The sequence below is a fragment of the Psychromonas aquatilis genome, assembly GCF_038155185.1.
Lineage (GTDB): Bacteria > Pseudomonadota > Gammaproteobacteria > Enterobacterales > Psychromonadaceae > Psychromonas > Psychromonas aquatilis.
The window spans coordinates 1-14,417 of the sequence record NZ_JBAKAZ010000026.1 but is presented as its reverse complement, the minus strand read 5'-3'; the positions used below and the strand labels follow the sequence as shown (position 1 = coordinate 14,417).

Here is a 14,417-nt window from a genome sequence, read left to right as displayed (position 1 = left end):
TTAAGACCCTTTTGTTTCTACGGCAACAAATCCTTGCCAGCTGTATGTTGTATTATTAAATTCGATTGTGCTTTGGCTTTGTTCTGTTGCATTTAACTTGTTATTAACCATTACTGTTAATGCAAAATCATCTGCAAGGATTTCTACAACAGTTGCATCATCGTTAAAGCCAACAACATTGATTGAATGTACTTTTCCACGAGCATCTAAACTTGCTTCTACTGATTCATTAAAATAACCGTGTGTTTCGATAACATTAGCAAATAGCGCATTTTTAGCTTGGCGACGTAGAATTAAACTTGTTTCACTGCGTAGGTTGAATGAAGGATCGTTCGCACCAGTACGCGTAAAGAAAACCGTATCATCTGTAGATGCTGCACTTAACCATGTGTAGTAGCTGCTACCTTGTAACCAACTTACTAAGCTTGTGTCTTGTGCAGGACCTTCGCTTTCATTCCATAAATGTTGATAACCAAAGTCATCGCCCATTGGATTTAATGTTGCGTGTTGTTTGTGTTCAATGTTGGTACGGATGATTTGACCTTGATATTGTAAAGAGTAATCGTATTGATGTGCTTCTTCACTGATCAAACGGAATAAATCAATCAATAATGGTTTTTCAAGTTGCTGGTGTTCAACAAGGACCAATGAGCGTTGTTGGTCAACGCCAGGGTAGAAGTCATAAGCATAAGCACTCATTGCTTGCACTTTACCTTCTCCGATAAAGAAGTGCGGTACTCCATGTTTACTATCTGCAGTATCAACATCAAAATTATTTTGACAACCTGCATCAACAGAAACTAAGTTATGGGCAATAGTTTGGCGAGCATAAGACTTGTTTTCATCAAGGTAACGACCACCAAACTTAGGCTCAATATTAACCCAACGACCAAAGCCGTAATCACGTAATACTTCTTGATTATTATTAAAATAAGTCATGCCCAGTGTATCGAAGTGTCCATGTCCCATACCATGTTGACCATAGTTCATCACAAGTTGGCTAATATCGCCTTTACTATTTTGCATGCGGATAAAGCCTTGTGCACCTTTATCTCCATCTGGACCTTCATTTAATTCAACACTTGGTAAACAAGGAACTTCCACTGATTCTTGTGCTTGATAAGCTTGAGATAATGCAACACCGCAACCGCTGATCCAGATTTGCTCTTGAATTTTAGCAATACCGTATAAATTTTTATCTTCAGGGTAATGTTTGGCATATAAGCTAACAGCGATAACGACACCTTCATCTTTAATATCCATACTTTTAGATGCATCATTTAATGAAGGGAAAACACCGTTAGGGTAAGCAGTTGAGAGTAAAGATTGGATAGTTTTAGCGATCACTTGCCCTTTAAAATTAAAGATATCTAATTCAGGACGGAAGCGTTGAGTTAATTCTGCTAATAAACATAAAGGGCGTATTGCATAACGATGGTAATAAGGGCCCTCTATATAATAACCAGACGGAGCAAATAAATTACTTAACTGTGCAAGGAATCCACCCTGTATGTCATCACCGGCTAAACCGTGTAATGCTAAGTCAATATACTTTTCTTGGCCAATTGCTGCGCCACAAGCTGCTGTTGCTGCAACAGCCCAAACACCATGATTATGAATTCGGTCAAAATCAAAGTCATATTTGACGGTTGCAACTTCTAACATTGGTTCAAATAGTTGACTCTCAATGTGTTGGCGTTGCTCTTCGGTTAACCAGTGTTTAATGCAGCTATAACCTAAGCTTGAATATAACAACCAAACGTGTTCATTCAGCATTTGATGAAATAAACGTCCTGGTGGATTGGTGTTACGTTGAACTTGGAAACCCAATGCCAAATATTTATCGGCATATTGGGTTAATAAGTCTGCTGCAAACTGAGCGTATTTTTCTTCACCTGTAATTAAAAATAAACGGCCAGCTTGGTCGATATATTTATAATTTTGTTGGTGTTTATTATGCGCATAACCACCTGCTGGGCTGTGTCCTGGAACATCAATAGGTAATGCAAGGTAATTGTCCGTATCGCGAATCAGAGCATCGAGGCTGACTCCCATTAAACTTGGTTTACCGAGCTCTTGTTGGATAGCTTCAATCTCTTGTTGATCCATAAGAACAGCGTTGACGTTGGAAGACATATTGACCTCTATTGCATAAAAGTGGATAAAAATAAATGGATAAAGTAATACAAATAAACTTTAAAATCACTTTATTTTTTAGTTTTTACGTACTGTGTCTACATTTTTATTTTTTGTATTTGTATATATGGCTTAGCATTTTTTTTGATTGTAGAACGTCTATCTAATGCACAGTTTAATGATTGAAATTGATTTTTATTGCTTTTTTAGTGCGCTTAGAAGGGAGGTAAAAAGTTAATCTTATTGTTAATGCTTCTAGTTGTATTACACCTTAGATTGAATGTGCTGATAGCTCATGATCTAGATCACACATAACGTCTTTTTGTATTACAAATCGATTGTGGTAATGTACAATTTTTCATTTTATAAATCTGTTTATTTGTTTTTCTACTATTGAAGAGTGATAAATACCTGCTTTAAAGCAAGTTAATAATATGAATTAGCGCAGAGAAATACGCTCTGTATAAAGTACTTAGAAATTATTAGTATAAAATACGAATAACGATACCAGTACCATTTGACGATGGCTTGAGCTGGTTAATAATGAAAATTAATTTTTTAATTGAGGTGATAAATGGCTAGTTTTAATATCGCATTAATCGGCGAATGTATGATTGAACTACAGGATGTAGGCGGCACATTACGCCAAGGCTTTGGCGGAGATACTTTAAATACAGCTGTTTATTTATCACGTTTAACTGCTAATAAAGCGCTTAATGTAAGTTATGTAACAGCATTAGGTACAGATAAAGTAAGCCAAGGAATGGTCGATAATTGGTTATCGGAAGGTATCAATGATCAATTTATTCAGCGCTCAGAAACAAAACAACCAGGTATTTATATTGTAGATACAGATGACACAGGCGAGCGTAGTTTTATGTATTGGCGTGCTGATTCAGCTGCTAAATACTGGTTAGAAACAGCCAGCGAAGAATTACTTGAAAACCTTTTAAAACAAGACGCTATCTATTTATCTGGTATTAGCTTAGCGATTTTACCAGCAGATAGCCGTGAAAAGTTATATGCCTTGTTAACCGAATATAAAGCAGCTGGTGGTAAAGTTATTTTTGATAATAACTACCGTCCGAAATTATGGGACTCGCAAGAGCAAGCTGTTGAAAACTACAAAAAAATATTATCAGTGACACATACTGGACTATTAACATTTGATGACGAAGAGGCTGTTTTTGGCGATACCTGTATCGAAGATTGTATTAAACGCTCATTAGCACTTGGCGTGACTGAGATTGTTATTAAGCGCGGTAGCAAGGAATGTTTAGTTATTACAGCAGATGATCAAATTAGTGTTAAAGCAAATTTAATAGAAAAATCTAAAGTTATTGATACTAACGCTGCCGGCGATTCATTTGCCGCAGGTTATATGTCTGGCCGTTTATTAGGCGAAAGTAGCGAAGCATCGGCAATGAAAGCACATAATGTTGCAGCAACCGTTATTCAGCATAAAGGTGCCATTATCGATGCACAATTTATAGCTCCATTCGTAGATTAATTACTTACAATTAGGAAATAAGAAATGACAACATTAAACGAAAAACTACAAACATTGAAAGTGATCCCTGTTATTGCAATTAAGGATGCTGCTGATGCTGTTCCACTGGGTAAAGTATTAGTTGAAAACGGCATGCCATGTGCAGAAATAACTTTCCGTACTCCTGCCGCAGCAGAATCAATTAAAAACTTGCGCGAAGCATTTCCTGAGATGTTAATTGGTGCGGGTACAGTATTAAACAGCGAAACAGTCGATCAAGCAATTGATGCTGGCGTAGATTTTATTGTAAGCCCTGGTTTTAATCCAACAACAGTTAAATACTGTCAACAACGTAACATGCCAATTATCCCTGGCGTTAACAACCCATCTTTAGTTGAGCAAGCAATGGAAATGGGTTTAACTACGTTAAAATTCTTCCCTGCAGGCCCTTCAGGCGGTGTATCAATGTTGAAATCTTTAACGGCTGTTTACCCAGTTAGCTTTATGCCTACTGGTGGTGTTTCACCTGCAAACATCAATGAATATTTAGATATTGATGCGGTATTAGCTTGTGGTGGTACTTGGATGGTGCCTGCAAACTTAATTGATAACCGTGAGTGGGATAAGATTGCTGTTTTAGTTAAAGAAGCTGTTGCAGCTTTAGGTTAATTAAAAGCGGTTTATATAAAAAAGCCTTGATTATGTATGTAATCAAGGCTTTTTTGTAACAGAAGTATTTATTTATTTATATTTTCAGTTTGGTTTTTATCTAGTTCTTCATCTTCAGGTAATGGCTGCCCTGTGTAGGCATGTAGAAAAGCCTCACATAGCAATTCACTGTTAGTTGCGTGGCGTAAGTTATTCACTTGCCTTCTAGTTCGTTCATCCGTTAATATTTTAAGCACCTTAGTTGGGATTGAGACAGTTACTTTTTTTACCTGCTCACTTTTTTTACCGTGTTCGGCATAAGGGCTAATATATTCACCATTCCATTTTGTTGTCATAATAGTAACCTTGAAAAAAATTACTGTTATTTTACCTCGATTTTTTTATTATGGCAATCTGAACGTAAAGATGGCTAGAAGTCCATCACAAGAATTAAGCGTTAGTGACCATGAATGACGGTTTATTAAAAAGGTTCTGATTTATTGGTATCAAAAACGGTTAATGTTTCTCGTATACGCGGTTTTATTTTACTACTTTTAAATGGACTTAAAGATAGTGTTTTATCTTCATTTAATGAAATATCATAAAACTGAGGTAAATTAAAATTAACTTGCTCACTTACCTCATCGGAGAGGTAATTATTGGAAGCATAAAAGCGATTTACATTTTGTACAAATTCATTTTTGGAGCCAGCAAAGTTTAAAAAAGTTTCCACTTCATTTTCTGCATTTGCAATATATATATTAAAACCATCGGTGTGATTTTCAAAAAAGAATTGTATTAAACCTTCACTGATATGTGACTCGATGATATCGGCCGTTTGATCATAGAAGGTTGTTTTTAGATTTAAGGAACTAGCGGATAGTTTCTTATTCGATATATGGCTATAGATATCAACAGCACTTTCTAAATGTTGTAAGGATACCCCTTTACGTTCAAAGTAAAAACCAAACTTCCTTCCACCGGTCCATAGGGTTTGGACTGAGCGAGTATGTACCGTATGCAAACGTAATTGAATAAACTCATCAAGTTTTTTGCCAAAAGAGTTACAAATTTGTTCGCTGAAATGGCGGCTATAACAAAAGAGATCAATTTTACTTGGTGGTGATGCATCTTGATGCATTTTCGATAAAATCGTATTCAATGCTTCAACTACTGAAAATTGGCTATTAAAGTGTAATGTTCTTACTTCGTTCCATGAGTTACGGTATATAAAGTCGATACTGCCAATTAAGCTTTCTTTGTGCTCACCATAAGCCATCACATTATCAATCTGGTTTAATTCACTCTCTTCTGTATCTTGCCAATGCCTGGTTGGATCTTTTTCAACATTAAGAAAGATAGATAAATACTTAATTGCACAGGGGGCGCTAAGCGCTTTGTCGCTTGCTTTAGGAACATAAATAGGGAAAACACTGTATAAGTCCTTGGCAAATTGATTCAAATTTTTATCAACAAGATCAGAGCCTTGGTTGTATAAGTGAAGTTCAGTGTCTTCATCGTACAAACCGTTGACATAACTCCATGCAACGAGTTTAGATAAATAAGGTGAATAGCCTAAGCAGGGGGTATTAGCTAGCTCAAAAGGTTCTAGCTTACTATTATATAAATACCATCCTGCTTTATTTTTACGATGTTCCGGAATTTGAATGAGGCTAAGGTGCTTCTCTATTAAATTAGGCGAAATATTAGGGTTAATAATATCGACCTTACCCGGTAAGGTTTCATGAGCAGCGTAAAGTTTACGCGATAAGATGCCAATATCTTCAGCACTAATAGATTCACTAATATTATTAACTCGTGCAAACTTAATTAAATTACTATAGCTCAACATCAATGCATCAAGTAATAATGAGTTTGCTTGCTGTACTTCTCGTATTTTCCAGTTATGGCGATTATCTAAATCTATTATCTGGCTTTCAGTCCAGCCCCATTGTTTAATGAGGTTTTTTAAAATTGCTCTACGCCAAGAGGTACTTTCAGACGAAGAAGGTTTGGATAACGCTTCTTCTGTTTTGAAATAAAAGCATACTCGCACTAACTCCAAACGATTGAGGTCATTAATACTGATTAAGTAATCGCTAACTTTACTTAGCATCAGACAATAGGGATCTAAGTGCTCATTATAGAAATGTTGTTCTTGAAAGCTTTTTTTATAGGAAGTTGATATTAACTCTGTATTTGGATATTCCCATGAGTAAGCCTCCATTAAAATAGTTTTTAATGTTGCTTTGTAAGGGTTATCAATGCCTTTATAAAGTTGCCACAAAGTTGCACCGAATAACTCTTCAGCCGGTACAGAGTGTAAACCCCCAAGGTCTAACCAATCATCTTCTTCAATTTGTTTATTGTCATATAATTTTTTTACATAATCATCATAATCATGTTCGTGATCATGTGGAATTTGTCGCCATAAAATACGTTTGCCAGCAACGCGTAAAGATGTGCGATAGAACTCATCTAGCAGTAACATGTGTTGTGATGTACCGCATGACTCATCACTTAATTCTGCTTTATTGTTAACTCTAAATTTATTATCGGGTATTAGGAAAAAATTTAGCTCAACAGCTAAACTTTCAGCCCAATGGGTAATTTCCCAAGTTTTTTTATTGAGTAGTTCAACTCTATCAGGATCTAATTTATGTGAGTAACAAACCCAAATATCTAAATCACTTTCCGAACATTGTCCAATTGAAGAAGTACTTCCCATTGCATATAACCCGATGATTTCAGGTAAAGCAGGAGAGGTGTCAGGCAATTTAAAATCGAATAGTTGTAAACTTAGTGACTGTTGTTGTTCATTTGGGGTAAATTGGCAAATACCTTTAGGCACATCAGCATCAATATAGCCAGGTAAAGTAGGTTCATTTAAGTGCAGTAAGATTGGAAATATTTTAAAAACATTTGCCTCATCTTTTCTCATCAATGCTAAAGCAGAGTTTACGCGTAGGCGCGAAAACTCATCTGCTTTATTACGCAATTGGATGATTTCTTGACTCAATCTATGTTCCATGTATGTAAGTGTTATTTAATATTTTCTTTAGAAAACTGTGAGCATTATAACATTAATTAGTTACTATTGGTAAATATTCACTTTGCCTGTATATGCTAAAATCCCTCGTAAAAATACGAGGGATGAAAGGGGATTATGAGGGAATTTGATATGGTAAAGGTGCACAGTAAAGTATTGAATCCTCTACTTCTTTTATTCTAAATGTTGCTGAAGAGCTGGTGTCTTTTGGTAATACAGCTAACATTTCAATATGTTGATCGCCATACTGACAGGCTGAAATAACAATGCCAACTCGCTTCCAGTTTTCCCCTAATAAAACTTCAACAGTTTGTCCTGGTGTAGGGGCATTATTTGCGTTACCGGTTAAAATAAACATTGCTCGTTTATTTGCACCTCGATATTTTGCTCTAGCAATTGTTTCTTGCCCAATATAACAGCCTTTAGTAAATGAGATGCCATCTAACGCCTGTAAATTGAGCATTTGAGGAATAAACTGGCCGGTTGTTTGAGCCTCAACAAAGCCAACACCTGCAGCAATATTCATTGCATTCCATAAACTATCATCGAAAATCTCAGCCTTATTTTGTAAGTCAGATAATAACGCATCAGCAACGTCATTCTTCATGATTGCCATATAGCGAAGAGATGGCGAAGGTTGTTTTATTAAGACAGTTCCACTCTCAAGTAAACGGCTGGTTTCATGTGTTGCTGCCGTATCCACCTCTGCTGCAATATATTCAGCTGATTTTCGGCCGGCTAAACCAAATATTTGGTATTCAGTTTCTTTTTTTATTTCTACTTTAGAGAAAGCAGCGTATTTTTTTAGTTCAGGTAATTGAGTCTCAGAGACAGAGCTCGGTTGAGTTAATAACACTCTATCTTCTAGCATAATGACTCGTGTAATACTCCACACTTTGCCTTGTGGATTACAGTGTGCTGCTAATGTTTGTTGTCCTGGTGTTAATGCTGCTAAGTCACAGGTTAGTTGCCCCTGTAAGAAAGAAATCCTATCTTCACCGGTAATACTGATTAAATCCCAACTATTCAGTGAACAAAGCACTAAGTCTGGTAATTGGCTAATATCTTCAAGTTGACTAAGTGTGCGCATGTTTTGCCTCATTTATGAACGAATATGTTTTTTATAATGTTATAGCTCACAGGCTATTTTGTCAGTAGTTGCTGTGAATAAAATGTTGTTGTTATGATGTTGTGCACTCTATACTGAATGAACAGAACAACCCAACAATTGTTCTTATTTATATCGATTTGTCTGTTGTGATGTGTTTTGAACATTATCCCAAGTATTTATTATTATGGGGCCATTTTAAAATGGTGCCCGGTACATTTTTAAAAGGAAGTAACCGTCATGTCTGAAGAGGTTTCTATTGCTCGTTTATTATGGGCTTGCCGTCGTGGGATGTTAGAGCTTGATGTATTATTTATGCCCTTTGTGAAAGAGGCATATAGTGATTTAAGTGATCGACATAAAATAGCTTTTCAACGTTTGCTTACTTGTGAAGATCCTGAGTTATTTGCGTGGTTTATGGGACATAAAGTCTGCCCTGATCCACAATTGGCTGAAATTGTTGATGTCATCCTTAAGCGCGTTAAAGTATAAGATTGTCAATAAACCATCGTTTATCGCCAAGTTATTGGCGATAATTGTTTTATTGGCTTGTGCTATTTTATTATTGTTATTGTGGGGAGTAAGCTGGATTAGCGGCATTATTCTCGTTCTGTACTTACTAACATCTTCCTATCTGGTTTTTTCACTTAAAACATTACCCTTTATTTGTCGCTTCTCAGAACGTGCTGATATTGAAGTTCAACAACCGATCTCAGTAAATGGGCGTATTAGCTCGCGCTCTTTTTATAATGCTTGGGTTATTTTTTTATGTGTGGAACAGTCTAATCCATTGGCCCTGGTGATGGAGAGGAAAGACAACAAACCCAATAAATGGTTTGTTGTCTTTAAAGATAGTATTGAAACCAAAGAGTTTTACTTATTGGCGCGTTTAATAAAACAAACTAAGTCAGCTTAATCTTTGTTAGGGTTTAAAATGGTTGGTTTTGGATTATCACTTTGCTCTGGATAGTCTAGGTTGTAATGTAGCCCACGACTTTCTTTTCTTTTAATAGCACTTTTAATAATGAGCTCAGCCACTTGCACAAGGTTTCTTAATTCGAGTAAGTTATTACCTACTTTAAAGTTACTATAGTACTCAGTGATTTCGTGTTGTAATAATTCAACTCTGCTTAATGCGCGTTGTAATCGTTTATTAGTACGCACAATACCAACATAATCCCACATAAATAAACGTAACTCATGCCAGTTATGCTGAATAACTACTTGTTCATCAGAATCACCTACTTGGCTTTCATCCCAATCTGGAATCGTAGGGAATTTTCTATTTTGATAGAAGGAGATACGGTTAATAATATCTTTTGCGGAAGCGTGGGCATAAACAATGCATTCTAGAAGAGAATTTGATGCTAAACGATTGGCGCCATGTAGTCCTGTATAGGTGACTTCTCCGATTGCATATAAACCATCGATATCTGTTTGGCCGTGGCTATCAATCATTACTCCACCACATGTGTAATGTGCAGCTGGGACAATAGGGATAGGTTGGTGGGCCATATCAATGCCTAATAATAAACATCGACGATAAATGGTTGGGAAGTGCTTAATAATAAATTCTTTAGGTTTATGGCTGATGTCTAAATACATACAATCGACACCTAAACGTTTCATTTCATAATCGATTGCTCGAGCAACAATATCACGTGGAGCTAACTCACCTCGTTCGTCAAAGTCAGGCATAAAGCGAGAGCCATCGGGACGTAACAATAAAGCACCTTCCCCTCGAAGCGCTTCGGTTAGTAGGAAGTTTTTTGCGTCAGCATGGTATAAACAGGTTGGGTGAAATTGATTGAACTCCATATTGGCGACTCGACAGCCACTACGCCAAGCTAATGCTACACCATCGCCACTTGAGACATCTGGGTTACTTGTATATTGATATACTTTACTCGCGCCACCTGTTGCTAAAGTGACAAAGTGTGCCTTGATCACTTCAACATGCTCAGCTGTTCTATTCCAAACATAAGCACCTAAAATTCTATTGGAAGGTAGATTAAGCTTTTGTGTGGTGATTAAATCAATGGCATTGTAGCCTTCCATCAAAGTAATATTGGGATGTTTTTTTACCGCACTTAGTAAGGATTCTTCTATTTCACGACCTGTCGCGTCAGCTGCGTGCAGAATACGGCGATGAGAGTGGCCACCTTCACGCGTTAAATGATATTGAGTTTCCTCTTGAGCATTCATTTCGGTATCGAAGTTAACGCCCGTGTCAATTAACCATTGCATACTTTCTTTGGCATGATTAACAGTAAACCGAACCGCATCTTCGTCACATAAACCAGCACCTGCAATAAGTGTGTCTTGTAAATGTGACTCAGTACTATCATCATCAGAAAAGACAGCTGCAACGCCACCTTGAGCATAATAGGTTGACCCTTCGGAAAGGATGCCTTTACTAAGTACACGTACTTTACTATGGGCGGCTATCTTTAACGCAAGTGATAAGCCAGCTGCACCTGCACCAATAATTAATACGTCACAAGTATGATGTTCAGTTGTTGTTTTGTTTTCTGCCATGGCATTATATGCTCTTTTTTTGGGGAAAATACGTAATTAACATTCGAGTATAAAAGAGTTTATCCAAAATTATCTTAGTTTTGAATTTATTTGGAACTTTCTTTTTTAATTAAAGTCATATTAGTGAGAATCGATGACTCACTATAATTATAGGTAGAAAAGCTCAATGAATGAGCGTGAATTAGATTTACAGTTAATAAAGCGAATACAAAATGGTGAGCAACAAGCATTTTCATTATTAGTACGTAAGTACCAAACGCGAGTCGCTAATATATTAACACGTTATGTGCGACGTCCTGGTGATATACCAGATGTATCACAAGAGGTGTTTATCAAGGTATATAAGTCATTGCCCAATTTTCGTGGTGATAGTGCTTTTTATACTTGGTTATTTCGTATTACGGTAAATACAGCTAAAAACTATTTAACTAGTCAAAGTAGGCGTCCACCTGCATCTGATATCGATGCATCTGAAGCAGATAGTTATGATGGTAGTGACGCTTTAAAAACTGAAGATAACCCTGAGGCTATTTTACATTCTCAGGAAGTAAAAAAAGTTATTTTAAAAGTAATTAGTGATTTACCTGACGAATTAAAGTCGGCTATTACTTTACGTGAACTTGAAGGAATGAGTTATGACGAAATTGCACAGATTGAAAATTGCCCGATAGGCACTGTTAGATCTCGCATTTTCAGAGCTCGTGAAGCAATTGATAAACAGTTAAAACCTTTATTAGAAAATTAATTGGAATTGATAATGAAAGAATACTCACAAAATTTATCCTCGTTTATCGATAATGAAAACGACGATAAAGATATTATTAATAAGGTCCTTGAGGATGCTGAGTTACAGCAACAGTTCTCAAGATATCAGCTAATTGGTGATGTTCTCCGTGATGAAAGCAACGGCTTGGATTTACGAGTAGATATTACTGATAGCGTGATGGCTGCGATTGAAAATGAAAAGCAAGATGACAATGTGGTTACATTGCCTCAAAAGAAGGATAAGAAGGTTGTTCCTTTCATGAAGCGTTTTGGTCAATATGCTATAGCCGCGTCTGTTGCTGGTGTTGTTGTCGTTAGTAGTTTAATGATTAATCAAGAAACAAGTTCAGATCCAAGTGTTGTTCCTGTGTTAAACACAGTCCCATTTGGTGGAACCGCGGCACCTGTTAGTCTGCAAGCTACACCAAAACAAACACAACATGATATAAAAGAACGTAATGAACGTTTAGATGCACTATTGAAAGACCATCAATTACAGTTGCAAACACAACCTTAAGGTTAATAATGAAGTGTCGATTATTTTTAGTTGCGTTATGCTCACTAATGTCGCTATTAGTTGCACCGAAACTAATAGCGAGTACTGAAATAGTATCAACCGAAGAAGTAGATAGCCAAACACAAGAGACTGCCATCTCTTATTTAAATAAGATGAAACAAGCTTATACGCAACTAAACTATGAGCTCGTTTATCTTAATACCGCACAGAATCAAATTGAACCTAAACGACTTATCCATGGCGTTGTTGATGGTAAGCGAATTGCGTACTTTAGTTTCCTAAATGGTGCGATGAGAGAAACATTGCAGTTTGACGGAAAAATAAGTTTCTACCAACAAGGTAATCAAGCCTATAGTTTTGCAACACAACGAGATCAAAGTATCTTTGCTAATATTGCTAACTTTGATTTTGTAAAAGGCAATAAAAGTTACGAATATATCGTGATCGGTAAAGGTAGGATTGCTGGAAAGAAAGCAATTGCCATTAGAATGGTCAGTAAAGATAACTATCGATACAGTTATATTGTATGGTTGGATTTAAACAGTTACTTACCTCTGCGTTTGGATGTGATCAATAAAAGTAATCTAATTCTTGAACAGACGATGGTCGTCTCCTTAATAACCAGCGATCAAATCAACCCTTGGTTAAAGCAACTCAGCACACAAACTAAACCTGAAGTACTACATTTAGTAACAGCGACAGCTAAAGTTGCTCAATGGGATGTAGACTGGTTACCTAAAGGCTTTGAAATTGTTAAAGGTGATCAACATAAATTAATGATGCATGATACCGATCCTGTTTCTTATATTATGCTAGATGATGGGATTTCCCTTGTTTCTATCTATATATCAAATGTAAAAACCAGATTAGCTGAGCAACAAAGAGTGATTAAGCGTGGCGGTACACTTATTTATACAAAGCAACAGGACAATGTAGAAGTGAATATCATTGGTCAAATACCATTAGAGACAGCTGAGAGAATTGCAGCTTCAATTAAGCCTGTCAGATAATGTTAAAAGAAACTGGTCGAATTATTGACATCCAAAATGTGGATGGTGAAAAAACAGCTATTATTGAATGTGTTTCTAAATCTGCATGTAAATCATGCAGTAGTAACGATACTTGTGGCGTTGGTATGGTAGCGAAAGGCCTTAGTGATAAGTCGCATCATATTTCAATGCCCTATAAAGAAGGGATGGAGATTAACAAAGAAATCGAATTATTGGTTAATAATAAAGATATTGTCCAAAGTTCTTTGATTGTTTATATCATTCCGCTTATCTTATTTGTCTTAACTTGCGTTATAAGTAACCTGATAACAGATAATGAGCCTCTTATTATCCTATTTTCTTTATCTTCTTTAATCATTGGCTGCCTGATTGCCAAATTAGTTTCCTCTATTCTTTACCCAAGTAACAGCTTAAACAAAGTTGTGAGTACAAAATAACAGCGTAAAATAACGTTATTTTGAACACTTTGTTTGTTAATTGAGCAGTCGTTAAAATAATTAAAAAAAACACAATAAAACGCTTGCTTACCTTCTCAAGATCCCTATAATGCGCATCCACAGACACGGGACGGAACGCAAGTTACCCAGCGAGTTTGAGAATGATTTACAACGTATTAACGCTTCGAAGTTCGCTTCGAAATTAAGTTAAAATAAAACGTTGACATTGTTCGAAAGGCGCGTAATATACGCCGCCTAGCCGAAAGGCACGCTCTTTAACAATTTAATCAAACAATCTGTGTGAGCACTTATTGTTGATGTGATTTCAAAAAAATCAAAGTCCTACTTGTTAGGCAACATCAATAGAAGTGACACACGAATTAATTCATTAATTCAGAATAACAGCTTGTTAACTATTTATAGTTGGCGAGAAGTTTTAGTCAGTAATATTGAGTCGTATCGAAAGATACAAATTAAACTTTAAATTGAAGAGTTTGATCATGGCTCAGATTGAACGCTGGCGGCAGGCTTAACACATGCAAGTCGAACGGTAACAGAAAGGAGCTTGCTTCTTTGCTGACGAGTGGCGGACGGGTGAGTAATGCTTGGGAATATGCCTTATGGTGGGGGACAACAGTTGGAAACGACTGCTAATACCGCATAATATCTCCGGATCAAAGTGGGGGACCTTCGGGCCTCACGCCATAAGAGTAGCCCAAG

The 14,417-nt window shown here is 36.5% G+C and carries 13 protein-coding genes and 1 rRNA gene; 9 read left to right on the top strand and 5 right to left on the bottom strand.

The window, feature by feature from the left end:
• On the bottom strand, positions 1–2,136 hold the full coding sequence (locus V6256_RS08355) for a heparinase II/III domain-containing protein (protein ID WP_341597693.1): 2,136 nt from the start codon (positions 2,134–2,136) through the stop codon (positions 1–3).
• A 574-nt stretch (positions 2,137–2,710) separates the two neighbouring features.
• On the opposite strand from V6256_RS08355, the gene kdgK reads away from it, so the two are divergent.
• Entirely contained in the window at positions 2,711–3,646 is a 936-nt protein-coding gene (gene kdgK, locus V6256_RS08350) for a 2-dehydro-3-deoxygluconokinase (RefSeq protein WP_341597692.1), read from the top strand.
• Between the two features lie 24 nt (positions 3,647–3,670).
• A complete protein-coding gene (locus V6256_RS08345; RefSeq protein ID WP_341597691.1) occupies positions 3,671–4,294 on the top strand; it encodes a bifunctional 4-hydroxy-2-oxoglutarate aldolase/2-dehydro-3-deoxy-phosphogluconate aldolase in 624 nt (207 codons plus the stop codon).
• Between the two features lie 68 nt (positions 4,295–4,362).
• Here V6256_RS08345 and metJ read toward each other — a convergent pair whose 3' ends face one another.
• The 3 genes from metJ to ygfZ all read right to left on the bottom strand — a co-directional run bounded on the left by metJ (position 4,363) and on the right by ygfZ (position 8,412).
• Positions 4,363–4,629, bottom strand: a complete 267-nt coding sequence (metJ, locus tag V6256_RS08340; RefSeq protein WP_341597689.1) for a met regulon transcriptional regulator MetJ — start codon at positions 4,627–4,629, stop codon at positions 4,363–4,365.
• 125 nt (positions 4,630–4,754) lie between these two features.
• Positions 4,755–7,292 (bottom strand): class I adenylate cyclase, encoded by a 2,538-nt coding sequence (locus V6256_RS08335; RefSeq protein WP_341597687.1) that lies wholly within the window; start codon positions 7,290–7,292, stop codon positions 4,755–4,757.
• Positions 7,293–7,437: 145 nt separating this feature from the next.
• Entirely contained in the window at positions 7,438–8,412 is a 975-nt protein-coding gene (gene ygfZ / locus V6256_RS08330) for a tRNA-modifying protein YgfZ (protein WP_341597686.1), read from the bottom strand.
• A gap of 258 nt (positions 8,413–8,670) precedes the next feature.
• On the opposite strand from ygfZ, the gene V6256_RS08325 reads away from it, so the two are divergent.
• Together V6256_RS08325 and V6256_RS08320 are read left to right on the top strand one after the other, a co-directional pair.
• Positions 8,671–8,922 carry an FAD assembly factor SdhE gene (locus V6256_RS08325; RefSeq protein WP_341597685.1) on the top strand — a complete coding sequence of 84 codons (252 nt, stop codon included), beginning with the start codon at positions 8,671–8,673 and terminating at the stop codon, positions 8,920–8,922.
• A complete protein-coding gene (locus V6256_RS08320; RefSeq protein WP_341597683.1) occupies positions 8,894–9,346 on the top strand; it encodes a protein YgfX in 453 nt (150 codons plus the stop codon). Before V6256_RS08325 ends, V6256_RS08320 begins: the two co-directional genes overlap by 29 nt.
• On the opposite strand, the gene nadB is transcribed toward V6256_RS08320, so the two are convergent.
• A complete protein-coding gene (nadB, locus tag V6256_RS08315) occupies positions 9,343–10,968 on the bottom strand; it encodes an L-aspartate oxidase (RefSeq protein WP_341597681.1) in 1,626 nt (541 codons plus the stop codon). The two genes, V6256_RS08320 and nadB, sit on opposite strands and share 4 nt — an antisense overlap.
• A gap of 166 nt (positions 10,969–11,134) precedes the next feature.
• On the opposite strand from nadB, the gene rpoE reads away from it, so the two are divergent.
• The 5 genes from rpoE to V6256_RS08290 form a co-directional block, all read left to right on the top strand.
• On the top strand, positions 11,135–11,713 hold the full coding sequence (rpoE, locus tag V6256_RS08310) for an RNA polymerase sigma factor RpoE (protein WP_341597679.1): 579 nt from the start codon (positions 11,135–11,137) through the stop codon (positions 11,711–11,713).
• Between the two features lie 12 nt (positions 11,714–11,725).
• Positions 11,726–12,250 (top strand): sigma-E factor negative regulatory protein, encoded by a 525-nt coding sequence (locus V6256_RS08305; protein ID WP_341597677.1) that lies wholly within the window; start codon positions 11,726–11,728, stop codon positions 12,248–12,250.
• Between the two features lie 8 nt (positions 12,251–12,258).
• The gene (locus tag V6256_RS08300) at positions 12,259–13,260 is read left to right on the top strand and encodes a MucB/RseB C-terminal domain-containing protein (protein ID WP_341597676.1); all 1,002 of its coding nucleotides are present in this window, start codon (positions 12,259–12,261) and stop codon (positions 13,258–13,260) included.
• Entirely contained in the window at positions 13,260–13,697 is a 438-nt protein-coding gene (locus tag V6256_RS08295; RefSeq protein ID WP_341597675.1) for a SoxR reducing system RseC family protein, read from the top strand. Before V6256_RS08300 ends, V6256_RS08295 begins: the two co-directional genes overlap by 1 nt.
• Positions 13,698–14,179: 482 nt before the next feature.
• Positions 14,180–14,417, top strand: a 16S ribosomal RNA gene (locus V6256_RS08290); the annotation flags it as partial.

What these genes read in the sequence shown, in the direction of transcription:
- V6256_RS08355 (WP_341597693.1), bottom strand. Translation starts at nt 2,136, where the DNA reads ATGTCTTCCAACGTCAACGCTGTTCTTATGGATCAACAAGAGATTGAA.
- kdgK (WP_341597692.1), top strand. Translation starts at nt 2,711, where the DNA reads ATGGCTAGTTTTAATATCGCATTAATCGGCGAATGTATGATTGAACTA.
- V6256_RS08345 (WP_341597691.1), top strand. Translation starts at nt 3,671, where the DNA reads ATGACAACATTAAACGAAAAACTACAAACATTGAAAGTGATCCCTGTT.
- metJ (WP_341597689.1), bottom strand. Translation starts at nt 4,629, where the DNA reads ATGACAACAAAATGGAATGGTGAATATATTAGCCCTTATGCCGAACAC.
- ygfZ (WP_341597686.1), bottom strand. Translation starts at nt 8,412, where the DNA reads ATGCGCACACTTAGTCAACTTGAAGATATTAGCCAATTACCAGACTTA.
- V6256_RS08325 (WP_341597685.1), top strand. Translation starts at nt 8,671, where the DNA reads ATGTCTGAAGAGGTTTCTATTGCTCGTTTATTATGGGCTTGCCGTCGT.
- V6256_RS08320 (WP_341597683.1), top strand. Translation starts at nt 8,894, where the DNA reads ATGTCATCCTTAAGCGCGTTAAAGTATAAGATTGTCAATAAACCATCG.
- nadB (WP_341597681.1), bottom strand. Translation starts at nt 10,968, where the DNA reads ATGGCAGAAAACAAAACAACAACTGAACATCATACTTGTGACGTATTA.
- rpoE (WP_341597679.1), top strand. Translation starts at nt 11,135, where the DNA reads ATGAATGAGCGTGAATTAGATTTACAGTTAATAAAGCGAATACAAAAT.
- V6256_RS08305 (WP_341597677.1), top strand. Translation starts at nt 11,726, where the DNA reads ATGAAAGAATACTCACAAAATTTATCCTCGTTTATCGATAATGAAAAC.
- V6256_RS08300 (WP_341597676.1), top strand. Translation starts at nt 12,259, where the DNA reads ATGAAGTGTCGATTATTTTTAGTTGCGTTATGCTCACTAATGTCGCTA.
- V6256_RS08295 (WP_341597675.1), top strand. Translation starts at nt 13,260, where the DNA reads ATGTTAAAAGAAACTGGTCGAATTATTGACATCCAAAATGTGGATGGT.